This window comes from Pseudomonas sp. Y39-6 (genome assembly GCF_023651955.1).
Classification (GTDB): domain Bacteria; phylum Pseudomonadota; class Gammaproteobacteria; order Pseudomonadales; family Pseudomonadaceae; genus Aquipseudomonas; species Aquipseudomonas veronii.
In genome coordinates this window covers 3,794,169-3,817,684 of sequence record NZ_CP069594.1, presented here as the reverse complement: position 1 = coordinate 3,817,684, position 23,516 = coordinate 3,794,169, and the positions used below count along the sequence as shown (strand labels likewise).

16 protein-coding genes are annotated in these 23,516 nt (G+C 61.2%); 4 read left to right on the top strand and 12 right to left on the bottom strand.

Features of this window, described 5'->3' with window-relative positions; translation table 11 throughout:
* Nucleotides 1-81: 81 nt before the first annotated feature.
* Nucleotides 82-432 carry a hypothetical protein gene (locus JN756_RS17220; RefSeq protein WP_057004655.1) on the bottom strand — a complete coding sequence of 117 codons (351 nt, stop codon included), beginning with the start codon at nt 430-432 and terminating at the stop codon, nt 82-84.
* Between the two features lie 84 nt (nt 433-516).
* Nucleotides 517-2,316 (bottom strand): dermonecrotic toxin domain-containing protein, encoded by a 1,800-nt coding sequence (locus tag JN756_RS17215; RefSeq protein ID WP_126588550.1) that lies wholly within the window; start codon nt 2,314-2,316, stop codon nt 517-519.
* A gap of 529 nt (nt 2,317-2,845) precedes the next feature.
* Here JN756_RS17215 and JN756_RS17210 point away from each other — a divergent pair.
* Nucleotides 2,846-7,714, top strand: coding sequence for an NAD-glutamate dehydrogenase (locus JN756_RS17210; protein WP_201021111.1), 4,869 nt, complete (start codon nt 2,846-2,848; stop codon nt 7,712-7,714).
* 128 nt (nt 7,715-7,842) lie between these two features.
* On the opposite strand, the gene JN756_RS17205 is transcribed toward JN756_RS17210, so the two are convergent.
* The 3 genes from JN756_RS17205 to JN756_RS17195 all read right to left on the bottom strand — a co-directional run bounded on the left by JN756_RS17205 (nt 7,843) and on the right by JN756_RS17195 (nt 10,691).
* Nucleotides 7,843-8,538, bottom strand: a complete 696-nt coding sequence (locus JN756_RS17205; protein ID WP_017846480.1) for a GntR family transcriptional regulator — start codon at nt 8,536-8,538, stop codon at nt 7,843-7,845.
* Nucleotides 8,539-8,554: 16 nt separating this feature from the next.
* Nucleotides 8,555-9,256 carry a FadR/GntR family transcriptional regulator gene (locus tag JN756_RS17200; protein WP_017846479.1) on the bottom strand — a complete coding sequence of 234 codons (702 nt, stop codon included), beginning with the start codon at nt 9,254-9,256 and terminating at the stop codon, nt 8,555-8,557.
* Nucleotides 9,257-9,365: 109 nt separating this feature from the next.
* On the bottom strand, nt 9,366-10,691 hold the full coding sequence (locus JN756_RS17195; RefSeq protein ID WP_173677810.1) for a C4-dicarboxylate transporter DctA: 1,326 nt from the start codon (nt 10,689-10,691) through the stop codon (nt 9,366-9,368).
* 216 nt (nt 10,692-10,907) lie between these two features.
* Here JN756_RS17195 and JN756_RS17190 point away from each other — a divergent pair, with 216 nt between their 5' ends.
* Nucleotides 10,908-11,537, top strand: coding sequence for a DNA-3-methyladenine glycosylase I (locus JN756_RS17190; RefSeq protein ID WP_017846477.1), 630 nt, complete (start codon nt 10,908-10,910; stop codon nt 11,535-11,537).
* A gap of 14 nt (nt 11,538-11,551) precedes the next feature.
* On the opposite strand, the gene JN756_RS17185 is transcribed toward JN756_RS17190, so the two are convergent.
* The 6 genes from JN756_RS17185 to JN756_RS17160 form a co-directional block, all read right to left on the bottom strand.
* Nucleotides 11,552-11,956 (bottom strand): cupin domain-containing protein, encoded by a 405-nt coding sequence (locus JN756_RS17185; protein ID WP_017846476.1) that lies wholly within the window; start codon nt 11,954-11,956, stop codon nt 11,552-11,554.
* 83 nt (nt 11,957-12,039) lie between these two features.
* Nucleotides 12,040-13,473 (bottom strand): MocR-like pyridoxine biosynthesis transcription factor PdxR, encoded by a 1,434-nt coding sequence (pdxR, locus tag JN756_RS17180; RefSeq protein WP_046383650.1) that lies wholly within the window; start codon nt 13,471-13,473, stop codon nt 12,040-12,042.
* Between the two features lie 132 nt (nt 13,474-13,605).
* The gene (locus JN756_RS17175) at nt 13,606-14,373 is read right to left on the bottom strand and encodes an SDR family oxidoreductase (RefSeq protein WP_017846474.1); all 768 of its coding nucleotides are present in this window, start codon (nt 14,371-14,373) and stop codon (nt 13,606-13,608) included.
* Nucleotides 14,374-14,404: 31 nt separating this feature from the next.
* The gene (locus JN756_RS17170) at nt 14,405-15,472 is read right to left on the bottom strand and encodes a phosphotransferase family protein (RefSeq protein ID WP_046383649.1); all 1,068 of its coding nucleotides are present in this window, start codon (nt 15,470-15,472) and stop codon (nt 14,405-14,407) included.
* A 129-nt stretch (nt 15,473-15,601) separates the two neighbouring features.
* Nucleotides 15,602-16,555 carry a 2-hydroxyacid dehydrogenase gene (locus JN756_RS17165; protein ID WP_017846472.1) on the bottom strand — a complete coding sequence of 318 codons (954 nt, stop codon included), beginning with the start codon at nt 16,553-16,555 and terminating at the stop codon, nt 15,602-15,604.
* A gap of 142 nt (nt 16,556-16,697) precedes the next feature.
* On the bottom strand, nt 16,698-17,222 hold the full coding sequence (locus JN756_RS17160; RefSeq protein ID WP_017846471.1) for a cysteine hydrolase family protein: 525 nt from the start codon (nt 17,220-17,222) through the stop codon (nt 16,698-16,700).
* A gap of 487 nt (nt 17,223-17,709) precedes the next feature.
* Here JN756_RS17160 and JN756_RS17155 point away from each other — a divergent pair, with 487 nt between their 5' ends.
* Together JN756_RS17155 and JN756_RS17150 are read left to right on the top strand one after the other, a co-directional pair.
* Entirely contained in the window at nt 17,710-18,987 is a 1,278-nt protein-coding gene (locus tag JN756_RS17155) for a serine/threonine transporter (protein WP_057004649.1), read from the top strand.
* Between the two features lie 143 nt (nt 18,988-19,130).
* Entirely contained in the window at nt 19,131-20,783 is a 1,653-nt protein-coding gene (locus JN756_RS17150; protein ID WP_046383647.1) for a SulP family inorganic anion transporter, read from the top strand.
* 51 nt (nt 20,784-20,834) lie between these two features.
* Here the strand turns inward: JN756_RS17150 and acnB are convergent, their stop codons facing one another.
* The gene (acnB, locus tag JN756_RS17145; RefSeq protein ID WP_017846468.1) at nt 20,835-23,435 is read right to left on the bottom strand and encodes a bifunctional aconitate hydratase 2/2-methylisocitrate dehydratase; all 2,601 of its coding nucleotides are present in this window, start codon (nt 23,433-23,435) and stop codon (nt 20,835-20,837) included.
* Nucleotides 23,436-23,516: the final 81 nt, after the last annotated feature.

Genomic DNA, 23,516 nt, shown 5'->3' with positions numbered 1-23,516 from the left:
TAATGCATCGGGGGGGGCGGCGACTAACGGCGCGCGGGGTATTTTTCGCAAAACGTGTAGGAATTTTGTGTGGCAGTAGCCTCAGGCACGGATATAAGTGCCTGTGCCCCTGAGAATGTTCTGCAGGGTTTCTTCAACTTCAGCCAAATCCTCAGGGGCGGTGCTGTGCAGAATCTCCAGGTGATCCTTGCCGCCCAGCGCATCGGCATCGCCTGCCGCCAGCTCAATCAGCAACGTGCTGTCACTCAGCGTGACCTTCAGGCCCGCGAGGGTCGATGGTTCGTCGTCCCAGGTCAGCTCCACTTCGTCTTCATCCGGGTAACGGGCCAGTATGAACATCTCGCCCTTAGCGCTATGGCAGCAGAGCATGGCCATGTTGTCTTCTTCTTCGTCACATGGGTTGGCGATCAGGTCGGTAGTGATCAATTGCATGGCAGTCCTATGAGTTTATTGGCCGCAAAAGGGGGATTTTGCCACTGCTGCCATATTTATGTCGGTGTGAATTTCATCCGTGCGTCATGGTTTGAACACAACGTTTTTAATCGCGGTGCCGAAGGGGGCCGCTGCGTTGCCAAGCGCACTAGACGCGATGGGCGTCACGGAACGCCAGGCACCGTCGAGTATGCGCTCAGGTCCGCCAGGCCTGTTGTTGGCAGTGTCATCTATTCCGATACCCACCCGCCCCAGTCCCGCACCTAGTGAGAAGGCGGTCAGTAAATAACCTACGGGAGGAAATGCGATCCCGAGTGGCGCGAGTACCGTGGTACCCAGGCTCAGATACCCCAACGCTCGGATGACGGTGTTTTTTGTATGGTCTGTATTGAGCACGAATTGGTAGTACGCATCCGTGCGAGTGGCAGACTCGGTGCGTTTCTGAGTTTCCGTGAAGGGGTCGGCCACTCTCTTTCCGTCGAACATAGCGCCCTCTTCCCAAGCGTGGAGCCGTTCGTAGTAGGCATCGGCGCCTTGTTCTTTTGCCAGGGCCTGGTGGATCCGCAAGCGCTTTTGAATACCGCCATAAAACAGGGTGCTGGGTGCGTCCTCCATCAGAAAATGGCTCATAAATGAGTTTTCATTGTTGGGGTCGGCAGTGTGTGCGCCGAGCCACTTATTCATTGCTTCGGGGGAGTCGGACGAAATGATTTGAGGGGCGTTTCCCGGCATGAAGAGAAGTGTTCTCTGGGTTTTCTTGTCTCGAACATAAAATATGTCTGAGGACTGGGCGCCGCTGTAACTCAGGAATTTCGTTTCCAGGCCGGGGTCTGGCTGGTAGGGCTTGTTTAGGTCATCTGGTGTGAGTTGTGCGAATGATTTGCCGTGTGGCGTTCCGGCCGCCCGCTCAGCGAGTAGTAGGTCTTCCTTGCTCAGGGAGTGATTGTGATATTGCTCATTGGCGGCGTGTATGAAATTAAACTTTATACGTGTCGGATACTCTTTCCGGTTTGCGTCCCAGTATTGATCAATGTACGTGTCGTAAGGCTTTTTATAGGCGTGGTCCCATGTCATTTTCATAAAATCGTCAGGTGAGAGGGAAACCTGGTTTTCAGCGCTGTACGAATTGGGCGACGAACTGGAGGGCTCGGTATAAATGCCGGTGTAATGCGTTGAAATCCTTCCTCTGTCAGGCGCGTTGAAGACGCCGGTGATACTGGGCTGGTCTTTGGAGTGCCTTGAGTCTTCATGTATATCGAAGCTGGGTTTGCCTTGTTTATAGGTTGAATATCTAAACGGCGGCACGCCTGACGGTAGTTCTTCTCCCTGGATGTTTCGCATGGCTGCATCGGTGAGCGAAATTTTTCTTACGATATATCCCTTGTGGGGGCGCTTGTGCGAAGTGTGGTCGTAAGCGATGGTCGTCAAGTAGGTTTTATCTGGATCAACGTCTAATCCAAATTGTTGTTTTATCTGAAACTTGACGTGCGCTGCCACAAGGTGGCTCGGGCCCATAACCGGGGGCGCAGTTTCCATTATGTGGTTTTCGAGCGCCGGGTTTCGAACGAAGGAACCTCGGTAGTCGGAGGAGGGGGTTCCATCAGGGTGCCCGTGAAATGCTCTTATTTCTTTGGCGTATGAGGGGGGCGCGTAATCCGGGAGATTATCGAGTTTCCATTGAGATGATTTGCCAGCGTTTTGCAGTTTCCACGTTTCGAACCGCTCTTCGTCACTGATCGGCTGTGGCCTGGGGGCCGCCTGGTTATATTTATCCCATTGCGCAGAATATACGCCGCTGTCGGCGAACGAAATCGGCGGATTGATGTTATCCGGTGACGAGGTGGGTTGCGAAATGATGGGCGAGGGGGCTGTTGGCGTAATCATGACGGGCCTGCATAGATGACAGTCGGTTAACCACGCTCCCTGTGTTTTTTTTGATTGGCGGTTGGCGCAGGAAAAGTTCCCTGATGTTTGAGGTCCCTTGCTTGATGTGCCGTAGGTATGTGCCGACGGGCTTCGCGTGTGTTAGCTATCATTGGCTTGAAATCAGCGCCGGTGACCGGCTTTTTTGTCGTTCGGTGTGTGTGGTTGCCCTTTGTGCAACCCTTCGTTGCCAGCCGATGACCGAATATGTCGCAGCGCCGCAAGCAGCTGTCTTCCTACACTCGTTAAGCTGCGCAACGGATGTGCTCACTGCTGGGAGCCTGACCTGCCCGTCACACCGTCGCCTGGCAAGGTGTACGTCCAATGGAAGTTGTATGTGACCTGATCGTCTTGTCCAGCTTCACCCACCTGTCACCCTGATTCGTTTATGGTGCTTGTATCGTTACCTGCGAACAGGGCTGACGGTCTCCCCCAAAGGGGATAACACGCGACGCTTCCATCAATAACAAGCCCAAGCGGAGTACCACAGATGGCGTTCTTCACCGCAGCCAGCAAGGCCGACTTCCAGCATCAACTGCAAGCGGCACTGGCGCAGCACATCAGTGAACAGGCACTGCCACAAGTGGCGCTGTTCGCTGAACAATTTTTCGGCATCATTTCCCTGGACGAACTGACCCAACGTCGCCTTTCCGACCTGGCCGGTTGCACCCTGTCTGCCTGGCGCCTGCTTGAGCGCTTCGACCACACCGAACCCCAGGTGCGGGTCTACAACCCCGATTACGAACGTCATGGCTGGCAGTCGACCCACACCGCGGTCGAAGTGCTGCACCATGACCTGCCATTTCTGGTGGACTCGGTGCGTACCGAGCTGAACCGCCGCGGCTACAGCATCCACACCCTGCAAACCACCGTGCTCAGCACGCGCCGTGGCAGCAAGGGCGAATTGCAGGAAATTCTGGCCAAGGGCACCCAGGGCGAAGGCATCCAGCAAGAATCGCTGATGTACCTGGAAATCGACCGCTGCGCCAACGCCGCCGAACTGAACGTGCTGAGCAAAGAGCTGGAGCAGGTACTGGGCGAAGTGCGCGTGGCCGTGGCCGATTTCGAGCCGATGAAAGCCAAGGTCCAGGAACTGCTGGTCGGTATCGACGCCAGCCGGTTCAGCATCGACGGCGAAGAAAAAGCCGAGATCAAGAACTTCCTGGAATGGCTGGTGGGCAACCACTTCACCTTCCTCGGCTATGAAGAGTTCGTGGTACGTGACGAGGCGGACGGTGGTCATATCGAATATGACGCCGGCTCCTTCCTCGGTCTGACCAAGCTGCTGCGCGCCGGCCTCACCGCCGACGACCTGCGCATCGAAGACTACGCCGTGTCCTACCTGCGCGAGCCGACCGTGTTGTCGTTCGCCAAGGCCGCCCACCCGAGCCGCGTGCATCGCCCGGCTTATCCGGACTACGTGTCGATCCGCGAGATCGACGCCGACGGCAAGGTCATCAAGGAATGCCGCTTCATGGGCCTGTACACCTCGTCGGTGTACGGCGAAAGCGTGCGGGTGATTCCTTATATCCGCCGCAAGGTCGCGGAAATCGAACGCCGCTCGGGCTTCCAGGCCAAGGCGCACCTGGGCAAGGAACTGGCGCAGGTGGTCGAAGTACTGCCGCGTGACGACCTGTTCCAGACCCCGGTCGACGAGCTGTTCAGCACCGTGATGTCGATCGTGCAGATCCAGGAACGCAACAAGATCCGCGTGTTCCTGCGCAAAGACCCCTACGGGCGTTTCTGCTACTGCCTGGCCTACGTGCCGCGCGATATCTATTCCACCGAAGTGCGCCAGAAGATCCAGCAAGTGCTGATGGATCGCCTGAAAGCCTCGGACTGCGAATTCTGGACGTTCTTCTCCGAGTCCGTGCTGGCCCGTGTGCAACTGATTCTGCGGGTCGACCCGAAGAACCGCCTGGACATCGACCCACTGCAACTGGAAAAAGAAGTGGTGCAGGCCTGCCGCAGCTGGCAGGACGACTATTCCAGCCTGGTGGTCGAAAGCTTCGGCGAGGCCCACGGCACCAACGTGCTGGCGGATTTCCCGAAAGGTTTCCCGGCCGGCTACCGCGAGCGTTTTGCTGCGCATTCGGCGGTGGTCGACATGCAGCACTTGCTCAGCCTCACCGAAGCCAGCCCGTTGGTGATGAGCTTCTATCAGCCGCTGGGCCAGGTGTCCGGCCAGCGTGAGCTGCATTGCAAGCTCTACCATGCCGACACCCCGCTGGCGCTGTCCGACGTATTGCCGATCCTGGAAAACCTCGGCCTGCGCGTGCTGGGTGAATTCCCGTACCGCCTGCGTCATGCCAATGGCCGTGAGTTCTGGATCCATGATTTCGCGTTCATCGCCGCCGAAGGCGTGAACCTGGATATCCAGCAGCTCAACGACACCCTGCAGGACGCGTTCGTGCATATCGTCCACGGCGATGCCGAGAACGATGCGTTCAACCGCCTGGTACTCACCGCCGGCCTGCCGTGGCGCGACGTGGCGCTGCTGCGTGCCTACGCGCGCTACATGAAACAGATCCGCCTGGGCTTCGACCTGGGTTACATCGCCAGCACCCTGAACAACCACACCGACATCGCCCGCGAGTTGACCCGGTTGTTCAAGACGCGCTTCTACCTGGCGCGCAAGCTCACCGCCGACGACCTGGAAGACAAGCAGCAACGCCTGGAACAAGCGATCCTCAGCGCCCTGGACGAGGTTCAGGTGCTCAACGAAGACCGCATCCTGCGTCGCTACCTGGACCTGATCAAGGCCACCCTGCGCACCAACTTTTACCAGACCGACGCCAACGGCCAGAACAAGGCGTACTTCAGCTTCAAGTTCGACCCGCGGGCCATTCCCGAGCTGCCCAAGCCAGTGCCGAAGTTTGAAATCTTCGTCTACTCGCCACGGGTCGAGGGTGTCCACCTGCGCTTCGGTAATGTCGCGCGCGGCGGCCTGCGCTGGTCCGACCGTGAAGAAGACTTCCGCACTGAAGTGCTCGGCCTGGTAAAAGCCCAGCAAGTGAAGAACTCGGTGATCGTGCCGGTGGGCGCCAAGGGCGGCTTCCTGCCGCGCCGCTTGCCACTGGGCGGTAGTCGCGACGAGATCGCGGCCGAGGGCATCGCCTGCTACCGCATCTTCATTTCCGGCCTGTTGGACATCACCGACAACCTCAAGGATGGCGCCCTGGTGCCGCCGGTCAACGTCGTGCGGCATGACGGCGATGACCCGTACCTGGTGGTCGCGGCCGACAAAGGCACTGCGACCTTCTCCGACATCGCCAACGGCATTGCCATCGACTACGGCTTCTGGCTCGGCGATGCATTCGCCTCCGGCGGTTCGGCCGGTTACGACCACAAGAAAATGGGCATCACCGCCAAGGGCGCGTGGGTCGGTGTGCAGCGTCACTTCCGTGAGCGCGGCATCAACGTGCAGGAAGACAGCATCACCGTGGTCGGCGTCGGCGACATGGCCGGCGACGTGTTCGGTAACGGCCTGTTGATGTCCGACAAGCTGCAACTGGTCGCGGCCTTCAACCACCTGCATATCTTCATCGACCCGAACCCGAACCCGGCGACCAGCTTCGTCGAGCGTCAGCGCATGTTCGAGCTGCCGCGTTCGGCGTGGAGCGACTACGACACCAGCATCATGTCCGAAGGCGGCGGTATCTTCTCGCGCAGCGCGAAGAGCATTGCCATCTCGGCGCAGATGAAAGAACGCTTCGACATCCAGGCCGACAAACTGACCCCGACTGAACTGCTGAACGCCTTGCTCAAGGCGCCGGTGGACCTGTTGTGGAACGGCGGTATCGGCACTTACGTCAAGGCCAGCACCGAAAGCCATGCCGATGTGGGCGACAAGGCCAACGACGCGCTGCGCGTCAACGGCAACGAACTGCGCTGCAAGGTGGTGGGCGAGGGCGGTAACCTCGGCATGACCCAACTGGGGCGTGTGGAATTCGGCCTCAATGGCGGCGGTTCGAACACCGACTTCATCGACAACGCCGGCGGTGTGGACTGCTCCGACCACGAAGTGAACATCAAGATCCTGCTCAACGAAGTGGTGCAGGCTGGCGACATGACCGACAAGCAACGCAACCAGTTGCTGGCGAGCATGACCGACGAAGTCGGCAGCCTGGTGTTGGGCAACAATTACAAGCAGACCCAGGCCCTGTCCCTGGCCGCACGCCGTGCCTACGAGCGTGCCGCCGAGTACAAGCGCCTGATGAGCGACCTGGAAAGCCGTGGCAAGCTGGACCGCGCCATCGAGTACCTGCCGACCGAGGAGCAGCTCACCGAACGCGCCGCCACCGGCAAGGGCCTGACCCGTCCGGAGCTGTCGGTGCTGATCTCGTACAGCAAGATCGACCTCAAGGAAGCCCTGCTCAAGTCGCAGGTGCCGGATGACGAGTACCTGACCCGTGACATGGAGACCGCGTTCCCACCGAGCCTGGTGGCCAAGTTCGGCGAGGCGATGCGTCGCCACCGTCTGAAGCGCGAGATCGTCAGCACCCAGATCGCCAACGACCTGGTCAACCACATGGGCATCACCTTCGTGCAGCGGCTCAAAGAGTCGACCGGCATGAGCCCGGCCAACGTGGCGGGCGCCTATGTGATCGTGCGCGACATTTTCCATCTCCCGCACTGGTTCCGTCAGATCGAAGCCCTGGACCACCAGGTCTCCGCCGACGTGCAACTGGAGCTGATGGACGAGCTGATGCGCCTGGGCCGTCGTGCCACGCGCTGGTTCCTGCGCAGCCGTCGCAACGAGCAGGATGCCGGGCGTGACACCGCGCACTTCGGTCCGCACCTGGCCGCACTGGGTCTCAAACTCGACGAACTGCTCGAAGGCCCGACCCGTGAAGGCTGGCAGACCCGTTACCAGGCCTACACCGAAGCCGGCGTACCGGAGTTGTTGGCACGCATGGTTGCAGGCACGACGCACCTGTACACCTTGCTGCCGATCATCGAAGCCGCCGACGTGACCGGGCATGACGCCGCCGAAGTGGCCAAGGCCTACTTCGCCGTCGGCAGCGCCCTGGACTTGCCATGGTACCTGCAGCAGATCAGCGATCTGCCGGTCGCCAACAACTGGCAGGCCCAGGCTCGCGAAGCTTTCCGCGACGACGTGGACTGGCAGCAACGGGCGATCACCATTTCCGTACTGCAAATGGCCGAAGCGCCACAAGACATGGAAGCCCGCGTGGCCCTGTGGCTTGAGCAGCACCAGGACATGGCCGATCGCTGGCGCGCAATGATGGTGGAAATCCGTGCCGCGGTCGGCACGGACTACGCCATGTACGCGGTGGCCAACCGTGAGTTGCTGGACCTGGCGTTGAGCGGTCAGTCGGTGCTGGCATCGGTTTGATCGAGCGGTAAACAACTGTGGGAGGGGGCTTGCTCCCGATAGCGATGGATCAGTCAACACCGGTATGACTGATCCACCACTATCGGGGGCAAGCCCCCTTTTTCATTGTGAGCGCCATCGACTTGGGATCAGTGGTGCTTGAGTAGTCGGGTCTCCAGGTGATCCAGGTGCCGGGTCATCAAGTTCACCGCAATGCCAGAGGCCCGTTGCTCGATGGCATCGACAATCGCCACATGCTCCTGCCACGCACAATAGCTGCTGGCTTGCGCCTCGTACTGGGCAATGATCAGCGACGTCAACGGCACCAGGCTGTTGAGAAACTGCGCCAACGGCGCATTCCCCGCCATCGCCGCCAATTGCAGATGAAACTCCCCCGACAAGCGAATCGCCGGCCCACGCTGGTCGCGTTCAATACAATCACGCTCGCGGGCAATCAACTCGCGCAACTGGCGGATCTGCATCGGTGTGGCCTGGGCGCAGGCCAGTTGTACCACCGTGATCTCCGTCAACCGCCGCGCTTCCAGAATCTGCCGCGTTTGCTGGGCATCCGGTGCGGCTACCTGGGCGCGCTGGTTGGGGCGCAGGATGATCACGTGCTGGTGCGACAACTTGGCCAATACCCGGCGAATCACGCTGCGGCTCACTCCGAAGGTTTGGCCCAGGCTTTCCTCGGTCAACCTGGTGGACGGGGCGATGCGCTGTTCGAGAATGGCGTCGAACAGCCGTGGGTAGATGTCATTCACCGAGGGCTTTTTACCGGCCACCAGGCACATGGCGGGCAGGCCGGTGATGGGCAGGTCGCGTGGCAAGGCGTGGGCGGTCATGGCCGGTCTCCAAAAATCAACTGCCCAGATGGTCGTCCGGGATGGTCAAGCGAATGCCCATGCGCAGGCCTTCCTGGAGGATGTGCTTGCGCATTTCGGCGCTGGCCAGGGCGCTGTTCTTGTTGCGGATGGCGCGCACCACGGCATCGTTTTCCTGCAGGCGTTCTGCCAGGTGTTCCGGGGAGTTGCGCAGCACCTGTGCGCTTTGCTTGAGAGCGTTGCTGGTTTGTTGCACCACGTTCTGGAAGATCGGGTTGGAGGTGAGGGCGAACAGTTCTTCGTGGAAGGCAATGTAGGCATTCATCCCGGCTTCGGCGTCGCCAGCGTCGAGGGCTTCGCGCATGTCCATCAGGGTCAGGCGCAGTTGGCCAACCTCTTTGCTGCTGATGGATTGGGCCACCAGGCCGACAATAAACGGTTCGAGGGTGTAGCGCAGTTGCAGGATATCTTCGAGGCTGGCGTCGGCCACGGCGTCGCTCGATTGCGCCTCGTTGACGTGGGTTTCGAGCACCACCACGCCTTTGCCGGGCATCGAGCGCACCAGGCCGAGGGTTTCCAGCACGATCACGGCTTCACGCAGGCTGGGGCGGCTGATGCCCAGCTGTTCGGCCAGTTCACGCTGACCGGGCAGCATTTCACCGCGCCGCCACTGGCCCCGCGCCAGGGAGGCGCGGAGTTTTTCTACGACTGAATTGACGACGGTTGAGGGGGTGACCACGTCGATTGCTCCTTGATGTTGCGAATACAATTGCCACAAAGGCGACGATTGAGTGTGGGAGAGAGCAAGCTCCTTCCCACTGGTGATCTGTGTCGCTCATGCCAATGGGTCAGAACTCCTGGTGCGCGGGCACTACCGGCTTTTTAGCCTGGAACGCATAACCCTGCTGGCCGGCGAGTACCTTGTTGGCGCGCTGGATATCGATGTCTTTTTCCCAGCGCGCAATGGCCACGGTGGCGACGCAGTTGCCGATCAGGTTGGTCAATGCACGGCCGATGCCCATGAACCAATCCACCGCCAATACCAGCACCAGGCCGACCACCGGAATCGCCGGGATGGCCGTGAGTGTCGCCGCCAGAATCACCAGCGCTGACCCCGGAATGCCATGGGCGCCCTTGGAGGTGATCAACGATACCAGCAGGATGGTCAGCAAGTCGGTCATCGACAGCGGTGTGCCGGTAGCGTTGGCGATAAACACGATGGCCAGGGTCAGATAGATCGAGAAACCGTCGAGGTTGAACGAATAGCCTGTCGGAATCACCAGGCCCACGGTGGAACTGCCGATGCCCAAGTGTTCCAGTTTACGCATGATCTGTGGCAGCACCGCGTCGGACGAGGCGGTGCCCATCACGATCAGCAGCTCTTCGCGCAGGTACTTGAGCAGCGGCAGCATGCGCAGGCCGGACAGGCGCATCACCAGGCCGAGGATCACCCCGACAAACATAAAGCAGGTCAGGTAGAACAGGCCTACCAGGCTGCCCAGGTGCTGCAGTGAGTCCAGGCCGTAGGTGCTGGTGGTAAAGGCGATCGCGCCGAACACGCCGATCGGCGCCAGGCGCACGATCATGCCCATGATGCGGAAGATCACGTGACTCAGCTCGTTGATCAGCCGCGAAATGCCCGACGCCGCTTCACCCACCAGGTTCAAGGCGCTGCCGAACAGCACCGAGAACAGCAGCACTTGCAGCACGTTGTTGTCGGCAAATGCACCGATCACCGAGTTGGGGATCAGGTCCATCAGGAACTGGCTGGTGCCCTTGATGTGTTGGCCCTTGTCGGCCAGTTCATGCAAGCCGGCGGAGGACAATTGCTCCAGGTGGATATTCGCACCGCTGCCGATGCCGGTGCTGAAGGCCATGAGCAGGCCGATCACCAGGGCGACGGTGGTCAGCACTTCGAAATAGATCACCGACTTGAGGCCGATGCGCCCGACCTTTTTCAAGTCGCCGGCGCCGGAGATACCGCTGACCACCACGCAGAACACGATCAGGCCAATCAACATCTTGATCAGTTTGATGAAACCGTCACCCAGGGGTTTGAGTTGCGAGGAGAATTCGGGAAGGGCCAGGCCGCAGAGGATGCCGAGCATCAGACCGATCACGACTTGCAGGAAAATCGAACGCGAGCACCATCTGAACATGGGAGGGATCTCTATTCGGTGCCCTGGTGGGTCCAGGGCTTAATTGTTGTGGTCATACCGGTAAGTCCAGTGCGTGGCCAGTCTACGCTGGGTTTTTTCCAGGTCACAAGTGATTTTCGCGGCTTGTCCGGTTGCGGTCTGACCAGTTGCTCTGCGAGGGCGGTGCTTGAGCGGTTGACGGGGCGCAAATTTTTTCGCTTATCATCCGCCGCTGAGTACGCGAGGTGACGGATGGACAAACCAGGACTGAGCACCAACGACGCAGGGCTGACCCATTGCAGTTGGCGTACCGCTGCGCCGGAATATCCGCATTACCACGACCATGAATGGGGCGTGCCGGTGGCGGATGACATTCAGTTGTACGAGAAGATTTGCCTGGAGGGGTTTCAGGCGGGGATGGCGTGGATCACCATCCTGCGCAAGCGCGAGCATTTTCGGCGGGCGTTCGACGGTTTTGATTTCCGCCGTGTGGCGCAGTACGGCGAAGCGGATATCGAACGCCTGATGGCTGACCCTGGCATTGTGCGCAACCGCGCGAAGATCGTCTCGACCCTCAACAATGCGCGCAGGGCGTGCGAGTTGGTGGCCGAAAGCGGTTCGTTGGCGAAATGGCTATGGTCGTTTGAACCGACGCCTGACGAACGCCCGGCGCGGGTGGATCTGGCGTATTGGCGCGCCAACCCGACGTCACCGGCTTCGGTGCGCTTGTCGAAGGCCTTGAAGAAACGCGGGTGGACCTACGTGGGGCCGACCACGATGTATGCGTTGATGCAGGCGACGGGGATGGTCAATGACCATCTTGAAGGTTGTGCCTGCCGCGAGCCGATCGAAGCACTGCGCCGTCGATTCAATCGCCCTTGAGTCTCGCAGCGGTGCTATTCGTGCGCCAGAGGGGTGAGCACCTCAGCCTTGTCATCCAGCACCATCACCACCAGCAGTTTCGCCGGTCGGGTCTGGCTGGCATTGCTCGACTCGAAGTGCCGCGAGCCCGCCGGCTCGTAGAATGACTGGCCGGCCGTGTAGGTGATCGCCGGTTCATCGTTGACCCGCGACGTGATGGCGCCCTCCAGCACGTAAGCCACGGCAGTGCCGGTATGGCTGTGGGGCACGGTGGCCTGGCCCGCGGCGTAATCGACGCTCAGCATGATGGTTTTCTTGCCGGGCACGTTGCTCAGGGCGTGCTCTTGCAGAACCTTGATCGACTCCTGGTTGTACACCGGTTCATGGGCGAAGGCACTGAACGAGGCCAGTATCAGGGCGGTTGCGAGTGAGCGTTTCATGGCGAGTTTCCGAGTCGTTCGAGAGGTCTTCACCCTACGCCGCGTGCTCCCGCCGACCAATGACCAATCCAGCCGAAAAACCTCTAGCCAATCTGCTGGAGAATGTCGCGCACCTTGTCCAGGGCCGGGTCGATGTCCAGGGTTTCGATCGCGCCGAAGCCGATGATCAGGCCCGGGCGTACCGGCGTGTCGTGAAAAAACACGTCGAGCGGGTACAGGCCCACGTCGACCTGGCGTGCCAGCTGCATCAACAACGCAATATTCACCGGCACCTTGCACAGGGCCGCCATATGAAAGCCGGCCACGGTGGGCACCGCTTCGAACCACGGCGCCAGGTCGCCCGCCAGGCGCTGCAGGATGCGCTCGCGGCGCCCGGCATACACGCTGTGGCAGCGGCGAATATGCTTGAGCAGATAGCCTTCGCTGATGAACTTGGCTAACGCCCATTGCGGCAAGGTGGAGCTGTGTTGATCGGTCAATTGCTTGGCCTTGAGCACCGCGCCATAAAGGGCTGGCGGCAGTACCGCATAGCCCAGGCGCAACTCCGGCAGCAGGGTTTTGGAGAAGGTGCCGACGTAAGTCACCACGCCTCGGGTGTCCATGTTTTGCAGGGAGTCGGTGGGACGGCCTTCGTAACGGAATTCGCTGTCGTAGTCGTCTTCGATAACCATCGCCCCCAGCTCGAACGCACGGGCCAGCAGGGCTTCACGGCGTGCCTGGCTCATGGGCATGCCGAGGGGGAACTGGTGGGACGGTGTCACATAGATCAGCCGCGCACCGTCGGGGATCCGCTCGACCTGAATGCCCTGATCGTCGACGGGCACCCCGATGACGTTTGCCCCCATCGCCATGAACAACTGGCGCGCCGGGGTGTAGCCGGGGTCTTCCATGGCGACGATGCTGCCCGGCTCCAGCACGACGCGGGCGATCAGGTCGAGAGCCTGCTGCGCGCCGTTGGTGACCACGATGTCGTCGGCGCTGCATTTGACCCCACGGGAAAACGCAATGTGCCCGGCGATGGCGCTGCGCAACGCCAGCAGGCCTTCGGTCTGGCTGTAGAGGCCACTGTTCTGGGCAATACGGCGCAGGGCGTCCTGGGTGCAGCGTCGCCATTCGTCCTGGGGGAATTGGTGGCGGCTGGTGGCGCCGCCGAGGAACTCGTAGCGCAGGGCACTGTCGCGCGTGGGGTGATGCATGGGCGAGGGCAGTGCCTGCCACTTCGCCAGGTTGGCGGCGCAGGCCAGGTCGGTGGCGGTTTGCAGGCGTTCGGTCGGCGGAGTGCGGCTGTTGACGAACGTGCCGCGTCCGATCTTGCCAACCAGCAGGCCTTCGTAGGTCAGGGTGGCGTAGGTGTCGGACACGGTCTTGCGTGACACGCCCAGTTGCGCGGCCAGCAGGCGGCTGGGCGGCAATTGCGCCCCGGCGGCCAGGCGGCCGGAGTCGATGGCTTCGCGCAGTTGCTGGTAAAGCTGTTCGGCCAGGTCCTTGCGGCCGTTGATGATCACGTGCAGTTCCATGTTTTTCCTGAGGGGCTGAGTCGGTCCAAGACTACTCGCTGGCGACGTTTGCTCCAAAGGGGCTGTATGACAACGCGATAAAAAAAGTGGGAGCGGGCCTGCTCCCACCTGGGGATTGTGCTGCTTATGTGGTCAGGACAGGAAACCACCGTCCACGTTCAGCGACACCCCGGTGGTGTAGCTGGATGCATCGCTGGCCAGGTACAGCACCGCGCCGGCCATCTCGCTCGGGTCCGCCACGCGCTTGAGCGGGATCTGCGCCAGGGCCATTTTCAGGATCGCGTCGTTCTTCACCAGCGCCGAGGCAAACTTGGTGTCGGTCAGGCCCGGCAGCAGGGCGTTGCAGCGGATGCCGAATTCGGCGCATTCCTTGGCGAACACCTTGGTCATGTTGATCACCGCGGCCTTGGTCACCGAGTAGATGCCCTGGAACACGCCCGGCGAGATGCCGTTGATCGAGGCCACGTTGATGATGCTGCCGCCGCCGTTTTCGCGCATCAGCTTGCCGGCTTCCACCGACATGAAGAAGTAGCCGCGAATATTCACATCCACGGTTTTCTGGAAGGCGCCCAGGTCGGTGTCCAGCACGTTGCAGAATTGCGGGTTGGTTGCGGCGTTGTTGACCAGGATGTCCAGGCGGCCGAACTGCTCGCGGATGCCGGCGAAGACCTGGCTGATCTGCTCCATTTCACCGATATGGCAGGCAACCGCAGTGGCCTTGCCGCCGTCGGCGATGATCGCATCCGCTACGTGCTGGCAGCCTTCCAGCTTACGGCTGGACACGATCACGTGGGCGCCTTGCTGGGCCAGCAACTTGGCGATGGCCTCACCGATGCCACGGCTGGCGCCGGAGACAAAAGCGATCTTGCCGTCGAGGTCGAACAGGTTGGTCTTGGACATGGGGGTTCCTTGTGGGTCTTGGCTCGGTCGATCAGAGGGCGGATTTGCCGATGACATTCAGGCTCATCTGCTCCAGCAGCTTGTTCATCTGAATGAACTGCGCAAAGCGTTTGTCCTGGGTCTGTCCATGGAAAAAACGGTAGTAGATCTGCTGCACGATGCCGGCCAGGCGGAACAGGCCGTAGGTGTAGTAGAAGTCGAAATTGTCGATCTCAAGGCCGGCGCGCTCGGCGTAATAGTCGACGAACTGGCGACGCGTGAGCATGCCCGGCGCGTTGCTCGGCTGGCGGCGCATCAGTTGCACGGGCGCCGGGTCGGCGGCTTCGATCCAGTAGGCGAGGGTGTTGCCCAGGTCCATCAGCGGGTCGCCGAGGGTGGTAAGCTCCCAGTCCAGCACGCCGATGATCTGCATCGGGTTGTGCGGGTCGAGGATCACGTTGTCGAAGCGGTAGTCGTTATGCACGATGCTGGAAGTGGGATGGTCGGCTGGCATCTTGTCGTTGAGCCAGGCGCGCACGGCCTCCCAGCGAGGTGCGTCGGGGGTCAGGGCTTTTTCGTAGCGGTCGCTCCAGCCGCGGATCTGGCGTTCCACGTACCCCTCGGGCTTGCCCAGGTCGGCCAGGCCGCAGGCGTTGTAGTCCACTTGGTGCAGTTCGACGAACTTGTCGATAAAGCTTTTGCACAGCGCTTCGGTCCTGCTCGCGTCCAGGCCCAGTTCGGCCGGCAGGTCGGAGCGCAGGATGATGCCGTTGACGCGCTCCATCACATAGAACTCGGCGCCGATCACCGATTCATCGGTGCAATGCACGTAGGCCTTGGGGCAGTAGGGAAAGCCGTCTTTCAGCTGATTGAGAATGCGGAACTCGCGACCCATGTCATGGGCCGATTTGGCCTTGTGCCCGAACGGCGGGCGGCGCAGCACGAATTCCTGGCCCGGGTATTCCAGCAAGTAGGTCAGGTTGGACGCGCCGCCGGGGAACTGGCTGATCTTGAGCGTGCCGCTCAGGCCCGGGATATGGGCCTTGAGGTAGGGATCGATCAGGCTGGCATCAAGTTCTTCGCCTGGGCGGATCTGGGTCGATTGGTCGTTCAGCGCCATGCTTATCCCTTCTGCTTATTCTAAAGGCCTCGGACTATTGGCTAATCTAATGCGCCCAGCCGCCCGGCCACAAGGTCGGGGCGGCTTAATAGGTTCGCGTGTTGGATGATGATCAGCGTGCCTGATCGGTCATTTTTCGGGCGGGGGCAAGGCGACCGGCGTCAGCACCGGCCGGCCGGCGAAGTACTCCAGCAGGTTGTCGGCCACCCGTTGCACCGTATCGTGCGCGGCTTCCGGCGACAGCCCGGCCACATGGGAGGTCAGCACGGTATTGCTCAGGCGCTTGAGGGCATCGGGCACCTTGGGCTCGTCGTCGAACACATCCAGTGCCGCGCCGCCGATACGCCGCTGTTCCAGGGCGGCGACCAGGTCGGCGGTCACCACCACGCTGCCACGGCCGATATTCACCAGGTAGCCGTTCGGCCCCAATGCATCCAGGGCATGCCGATCGATCAAGTGGCGCGTGCCTGGGCCGCCGGGCGTGGCCAGGATCAGGAAGTCCGAGGTGTGTGCCAGCTCCACGGCGGTCGAGCAATAGATGTAGTCCACGTCATCGCGCGGCTGGCGGTTGTGGTAACTCACCTGCATGCCGAACCCGAGGGCGGCGCGCTTGGCGATCTCCAGGCCCACCGCGCCGAGGCCGAGAATCCCCAGTTGCTTGCCGCCCAGGGAAGGGCGCATCACCTTGGGCCATTCGCCGTGGCGCACTGCCGCGTCCGTTTGCGGAATACCGCGCACCAATGACAGCAGCAAGGCCATGGCGTGGTCCGCCACCGAAGGCGCGTTCACCCCGGCACCGTTGGTCACCACGATCCCGCGGTTGCTTGCCGCCTGCAGGTCGACATGCTCATAGCCGGCACCGATCACGCAGATGATCTCCAGCAACGGCAGCGCGGCGATTTCTTCGGCATACAGGCCCAGCGGGCCACGCGTCAGTACGGCCTTGATCTGCCCGCCGTGGGCCTTGATGGCCTGGGCGCGTTCGGCGGGCGTCGGTGCCAGGATCACATGAAAGTCATTGCTTTCGATGATGGGCAGGTATTCGTTGATGGTTTCGACCAGGACCAGAACAGTGGTTGTCATCGGACGGCTCTTCCTGAAGGTTTTGAGAGCAAGAGTATGCGGGATTTGTCAGCAAAATCGCTTTGCTGTGGCAGAAAAATCGTCGTAGGGCCGAGCTTGCAGGTGTTGGGGGCGACGCGTGCCCCCTACGGTATTTGCGTTGTCAGAAACTGATCGCGGCGGCGCTCACGCGTTGCACAAACGCCCCGGCCAACGTGGCATTGTGATGTTCGATGATCGCCGCCGCCGACAGCGTCGCAGTGTCCATGCAGGTGTGGCCGTCTTCGGGCAGTATCACCGAGAACCCCAGTTCGACTGCGACGCGGCAAGTGGTATCGATGCAGAACTGGGTTTTCATCCCGACAATCACCAGCTCATTGAGCTGCATCGCGCGCAGTCGCTGCGCCAGATCGGTGCCGAGGAAACAACTGGGCCGGGTTTTGTTGAAGAACTGGTCACGCGCTTCATCGACATCCAGCTCATGCCACACCTGCCAATACGGGCTGCCCGCGGCAATCGCGGAGCCCGCCGGGCCTGTGTGGCGGGCGACGAAGATCGGTGCGCCGGCGTGGCGCGCGCGCCCGATCAGTTGGTTGATGGTCTGCAGCACCCGTTCGCGTTCGAAGGGGTGCTCCGGGCCAGCGTACAGGCCGGTTTGCATATCGATGATCAGCAGGGCGTCAGCCATGGTGTTGCTCCTTTCGCGTGCCGGATGGCGGCGCAATAAAAAAGGCCCCGTCCATTGCTGGCGGGGCCTTGGGTTGAATCCGTGAGGTGTCTAGTTCAAGCACCCACAGCAACCGCACGACCCGCCAGAAGCGGTCGTGGTGGTGGTGCGGGTGAGGTGCTGCTGAAAAAGGTTCATGACCGATCATGCTGGGGCATAAGTTTGGCTGTCAAGCGTCGCGGGCAACTTCTTATAAGGCGTGACGATGTTTCGGGCATCCACAAGGGACTCGTCTGACACGCGACTACCCAGGGGGCTCTCCGTGCCAAATGCGCAAAAAATAGCCGACAACCTCGTCCTTGAGCCTCTGCACCGCTTAACCATTCCTCAGCTAAGCCTTTGCTTATTTAAAAGAATCCCGGACAATCGCGCCCCTGTTATAGCCGGGGCGCTGCCTGTCAGGTTTTTCTGACTCGTGCCGGCTGTGGAAATGCGGAGATCCGACCGGATGAATGATCAGGCCAATAGCGTCGACGAACGCTATGTCACGACACCTGTAATCCTTACAAGCTGGAGTCGTCAGGACACCACCTGGATGCTTGGCTTGTTTGGCACGGCGATTGGTGCCGGCACTTTGTTTCTACCTATCAACGCTGGCCTCGGCGGCTTCTGGCCGCTGGTGATCCTGGCGCTGCTGGCCTTCCCGATGACGTTCTTTGCCCACCGTGGCCTGACGCGTTTCGTGCTGTCCGGCCGTGAAGGTTCCGACATCACCGACGTGGTCGAAGAGCACTTCGGCGTCAAGGCCGGCGCGCTGATCACCTTGCTGTACTTCCTGGCGATTTTCCCGATCCTGCTGATCTACAGCGTGGCGCTGACCAATACCGTCGGCAGCTTCATGGAGCACCAGTTGCACATCATGCCGCCGCCACGGGCGATCCTGGCGTTTGTGCTGATCCTCGGCCTGCTGGCCGTGGTGCGTTGCGGTGAGCAGGCGATCGTCAAGGCCATGAGCCTGATGGTGTACCCGTTCATCGTCGCCTTGCTGTTCCTGGCGGTGTACCTGATCCCGCACTGGAACGGTGGCATCCTCAGCACCGCCAACGTGGTGCCGGCACCTTCGGCGTTGCTCAACACCTTGTGGCTGGCGATTCCGGTGATGGTGTTCTCGTTCAACCATTCGCCGATCATCTCGGCCTTTGCGGTGGACCAGAAGCGCCAGTACGGCGCGCATGCCGATGAGCGCAGTTCGCAGATCCTGTCGCGCGCGCACCTGTTGATGGTGGCGATGGTGCTGTTCTTCGTGTTCAGTTGCGTGCTGACCCTGTCGCCGGCGCAACTGGCTGAAGCGAAAGCACAGAACCTGTCGATCCTGTCGTACCTGGCCAACCACTTCGACAACCGGACCATCGCCTTCGCCGCGCCGCTGATTGCGTTCGTGGCGATTGCCAAGTCGTTCCTGGGCCATTACATCGGCGCCAGTGAAGGCCTCAAGGGCCTGGTCGCGAAAACCGGCCGGCGTCCGGCACCGAAGACCCTGGACCGCATGACCGCCGCCTTCATGTTGGTGGTGTGCTGGATCGTCGCCACGCTCAATCCGAGCATCCTTCGCATGATCGAGACATTGGGCGGGCCGATCATTGCGTCGATCCTGTTCCTGATGCCGATGTACGCGATCCGCAAGGTGCCGGCGATGGCCAAGTACCGCGGGCAGGCGTCCAACGTGTTTGTCACGGCGGTCGGCCTGGTGGCGATTACTGCGCTGATTTACTCGCTGCTCTCCTGACCGCACGCTGCACCGAACAGGGCCGATTCGCACGCGTGGCGAGTCGGCCTTTTTTTCGCTCGGAAAACCTGACGCGGCGCAACCGCCGCGCGGCAATGGGCGCTAAGCTGGAACACATTTTTAGCCAGGATGGATGGGGCCGATTGAAAACTGAAACCGATACGCCCGTTGTCGTTGCGTCGAAGCGAACCCAGGACATAATTGCCGGCTTATCGATTGCCGGTTTGCTGTTGCCGGAGGCGGTGGCCTATTCCAGCATTGCCGCGCTCCCGCCCCAGGCCGGTGTGATTGCCTTGTTTGCCGGGCTGGTGTGCTACGGCCTGTTCGGCACCAGCCGTTTCGCGATCGTCTCGGCGACTTCGTCGTCGGCAGCGGTGTTGGCGGCGGCAACGGCCAGCCTGGCGGGGGATGACCCGGCGCTGAGGCTGTCCCTGGCCTTCGGGCTGGTGCTGATCATTGGCGTGTTTTTTCTGCTGGCCGGGCTGTTCAAGCTCGGTGGCGTCACTTCGTTTATTGCCAAGCCGGTGTTGCGTGGGTTTGCCTTCGGCCTGGCGCTGACCATCATCCTCAAGCAACTGGCCAGTGTGGTGGGCGTCCACCTGACCGATAACAACCTGATCCGCTTCCTGCCGCAGTTGCTGGAGCAGCTGCCGCACTGGAACTGGCCCGCCGCGCTGGTGGCTGCGGTGGCCTTGTTGGTGTTGTGGTTATGCGCCCGCGTTCCGCGCCTGCCCGGCGGGCTGGTGGTGATCGTGCTCGGCGTTATTGCCGGCCAGGGCCTGAACCTGCAGGCCCACGGCGTCGCGCTGATCGGCCTGATCGACCTGCGCCTGGAGCTGGGGCATTTGCCGGTACTGCCGTTTGCCGATTGGCTGCGCCTGGGCGAGTTGGCGTTTGCGTTGGTCATGATTTTGTACGCTGAGTCCTACGGGTCCATCAGTTCGTTCGCTCTCAAGCACGGCGACCGGGTGTCGTCCAACCGCGACTTGCTGGCGCTGGGCGCGGCCAACCTGGTGTCTGGGTTGTTCCACGGCATGCCGACGGGCGCCGGGTATTCGGCGACTTCGGCGAATGAGGCGGCTGGCGCCTATTCGCGTTTGGCGGGGATCGTCGCGGCGCTGGTGATCCTGGTGATTGTGTTGACGGTGCTGCCGTATGTTGCGCTCACGCCGGAGCCGGTGTTGGCGGCGGTGGTCATCTATGCCCTGGGCCGGGGTTTGAGCCTGCAGCCCCTGGGGCGTTACTTCCTGTGGCGACGCGACCGTTTGCTGGTGGTGTGTGCGGTGGCGGCGGTGCTGGTGCTCGGCGTGCTGGATGGCTTGTTGTTGTCGGTCGGGATCAGCGTGGTGTTGATGTTGCGCCAGATGTCGGCGGCGGATATCCAGGTGCTTGGGCGCCTGGGCGACACTCATGATTTCGTGGACCGTCAACACCATGCCGATGCGCTGACCGTTCCCGGCGTGTTGATCATACGGCCAAGCGAGGCGCTGTTTTTTGCGAATGCCGAGCGCATCCTCGGCGCCGCCCTGCGCCTGATGCGTCAGTCATCCGCGCAGACGGTGGTGTTGAGCCTGGAAGAATCCCCCGACCTCGACGGCACCAGCGTCGAAGCGCTGGCCGCTTTTTTTGCCCAGGTGCGCGGGGAGGGCAAGCAACTGGTGCTGGCGCGGGTGCGCCATGACGCCCATGAAGTCTTGCAGGCGCTGCCCGAGGCCCAGGCGCCCGAGGTGTTGCTCAGCGGCTTGAGCGTCGATGGTGCGGTGCAACTGGCGTTGCACAGCCATCCCCAGGCATAAAAAAACGCCGCGTATCTTGCGATACGCGGCGTCCTTTACATCAACACACCCTTAGGCTTGCAGCACCGGGATGTTGGCGTTTGCAGCGCTTTCACGGAACTCGGCGATCTGATCGAAACTCAGGTAGCGATACACATCGCTGGCCATGGTGTTGATCTTCGCGGCGTATTCCATGTACTCCTCGACGGTCGGCAGGCGACCCAGGATCGAAGCCACCGACGCCAGCTCGGCCGAAGCCAGGTAGACGTTGGCGCCATCGCCCAGACGGTTCGGGAAGTTACGGGTCGAAGTCGACACGACGGTCGAATTCGGTTCTACACGTGCCTGGTTACCCATGCACAGCGAGCAGCCCGGCATTTCCATGCGCGCGCCAGCCTTGCCGTAGATGCCGTAGTAGCCTTCTTCGGTCAGTTGGTGAGCGTCCATCTTGGTCGGCGGCGACAGCCACAGACGGGTTGGCAGCTGACCCTTGACCTGATCCAGCAGTTTACCGGCAGCGCGGAAGTGACCGATGTTGGTCATGCACGAACCGATGAACACTTCGTCGATCTTCTCGCCAGCAACGCTGGACAGCAGACGGGCGTCGTCCGGGTCGTTTGGCGCGCAGAGCACAGGCTCCTTGATGTCGGCCAGGTCGATCTCGATGATTTCGGCGTATTCCGCGTCGGCATCGGCCACCATCAGCTCCGGGTTGGCAACCCAGGCTTCCATCGCTTGGGCGCGACGTTCCAGGGTACGTGCATCGCCGTAGCCTTCGCCGATCATCCAGCGCAGCAGGGTGATGTTGGAGTTCAGGTACTCGGTGATCGACTCTTTCGACAGCTTGATGGTGCAACCGGCAGCCGAACGTTCAGCCGAGGCGTCGGACAGCTCGAAAGCTTGTTCGATGCTCAGGTTGTCCAGGCCTTCGATTTCCAGGATGCGGCCGGAGAAGGCGTTCTTCTTGCCTTTCTTCTCTACGGTCAGCAGGCCAGCCTGGATCGCGTAGTAAGGAATGGCATGAACCAGGTCACGCAGGGTGATGCCAGGTTGCATTTTGCCTTTGAAGCGCACCAGGATCGATTCCGGCATGTCCAGTGGCATCACGCCAGTGGCTGCGGCGAACGCTACCAGGCCGGAACCGGCCGGGAACGAAATGCCCATCGGGAAACGGGTGTGGGAGTCACCACCGGTACCGACGGTGTCCGGCAGCAGCATGCGGTTCAGCCAGCTGTGGATGATGCCGTCGCCTGGGCGCAGCGACACGCCGCCACGGGTCATGATGAAGTCAGGCAGGGTGTGGTGGGTGGTCACGTCGATCGGCTTAGGATACGCCGCGGTGTGGCAGAACGACTGCATCACCAGATCGGTCGAGAAGCCCAGGCACGCCAGGTCTTTCAGTTCGTCACGGGTCATAGGACCGGTGGTGTCCTGGGAACCCACGGTGGTCATCTTAGGCTCGCAGTAGGTGCCTGGACGAACGCCAGTCACGCCGCATGCCTTGCCGACCATCTTCTGCGCCAGGGTGAAACCCTTGGTGCTTTCGGCCGGAGCTTCCGGCTTCTTGAACAGGTCGGACGGTGGCAGACCCAGTTCGGCACGCGCCTTCTCGGTCAGGCCACGGCCGATGATCAGCGGGATACGGCCGCCGGCACGGACTTCGTCCAACAGCACCGGGGTCTTCATTTCGAAGGTGGTCAGGACTTCATCGGTACCGTGCTTGCAGACTTTGCCAGCATGCGGGTACAGGTCGATCACGTCGCCCATGTTCATGTTGGTGACGTCGAATTCGATCGGCAGTGCGCCAGCATCTTCCATGGTGTTGTAGAAGATCGGAGCGATCTTGCTGCCGAAGCAGAAACCGCCAGCACGCTTGTTCGGCACGTAAGGAACGTCGTCGCCGAAGAACCACAGTACGGAGTTGGTTGCCGATTTACGCGACGAACCGGTACCGACCACGTCACCGACGTAGGCGATCGGGAAGCCTTGGCCGCGCATTTCTTCGATCTGCTTCATCGGGCCGGTCTTGCCTTGCTCGTCCGGCACGATGCCGTCGCGAGCCATTTTCAGCATGGCCAGGGCGTGCAGCGGGATGTCAGGGCGGGACCAGGCGTCCGGCGCAGGCGACAGGTCGTCAGTGTTGGTTTCGCCGGAGACCTTGAACACGCGCAGGCTGATCTTGTCGGCCAGGGTCGGACGGTTCTTGAACCACTCGCCGTCGGCCCAGGACTGGATCACGGCCTTGGCGTGTGCGTTGCCGGCCTTGGCTTTTTCAGCCACGTCGTGGAACGCATCGAACATCAGCAGGGTGTGCTTGAGTTGAGCGGCGGCAACAGGCGCCAGTTCGGCGTTGTCGAGCAGCTCGACCAGGGTCACGATGTTGTAGCCGCCTTGCATGGTGCCAAGCAGTTCAACGGCGCGTTTCTTGTCGATCAGGGGAGAAGTGGCTTCGCCCTTGGCCAGGGCAGACAGGAAACCGGCTTTGACGTAGGCAGCTTCGTCAACGCCTGGTGGAATGCGGTTGGTGATCAGGTCAACGAGGAATTCTTCTTCGCCAGCCGGGGGATTTTTCAGCAGCTCGACCAGGCCTGCGGTTTGTTCGGCATTAAGCGGCTGGGGAACAATACCCAGGGCTGCACGCTCTTCGATATGTTTGCGGTAGGCTTCAAGCACAGTTATTACCCTCATCAGTGGTCCCACGGGACGCTCATCCAGAAATGAACGGCACGCATGCGCTCGGGGGCTTTTTGGGCC